Source organism: Galbibacter kalidii (assembly GCF_026241135.1).
Taxonomy (GTDB): domain Bacteria; phylum Bacteroidota; class Bacteroidia; order Flavobacteriales; family Flavobacteriaceae; genus Galbibacter.
In genome coordinates this window covers 1-773 of record NZ_JAPFGA010000074.1, presented here as the reverse complement: position 1 = coordinate 773, position 773 = coordinate 1, and the positions used below count along the sequence as shown (strand labels likewise).

General features: G+C 38.6%; 1 protein-coding gene. It reads left to right on the top strand.

The features are described from left to right. Positions 1-283: 283 nt before the first annotated feature. The coding region (locus tag OOZ15_RS19920) for a peroxiredoxin (RefSeq protein ID WP_265958186.1) at positions 284-773 on the top strand (490 nt) is incomplete at its 3' end.

The following is a 773-nucleotide window of genomic DNA, read 5'->3' as shown; positions in this document are numbered from 1 at the left end:
GTTTCTGATAATAATCAAATAAACATCTCGAAGAGTCTACAGTTAGATGATGCTGAAATTGATAAATTAAATAGTGATCCTTTATATGTTAATGTCCACTTAACAGAGGAACCTATGGGGTTAGTACATGGGGAAATAAGATAAGTTAACTATTGTTATATTACTCTCTATTAGGATTATAGAAATAACTGAAATGAGATAGTTTTACACTTATCATTCTGGTTTTACCGTACAACAATGACTTTTATAGAGTGACAAATTGATAAATAAAACCAGAACAAAAATGGCAACACTACGATTAGGAGACAAAGCGCCGAACTTTACGGCACAAACATCAGAAGGGGAAATCGATTTTTATGATTTCCTGGGAGACGGATGGGGAATTCTATTCTCACACCCGGCTGACTACACCCCGGTTTGTACAACAGAATTGGGCACTGTAGCCAAATACAAAGATCAATTCTTAAAACGCAACGCCAAAGTCATGGCGCTTAGCGTTGACGGTATTGAATCACACAAGGGATGGATCATCGATATCAATGAAACACAAAACACCAGTGTAAATTTCCCTATCATTGCTGATGAAGATCGCAAGACCGCAAATCTGTATGATATGATCCACCCTAATGCCGACGACACACTTACCGTGCGCTCGGTATATGTGATTGCGCCCGACAAGACCATTAAACTGATGATTACTTATCCGGCATCAACCGGACGTAATTTTGATGAATTGATCCGTGTATTGGATTCACTTCAGTTGACTGCCTATC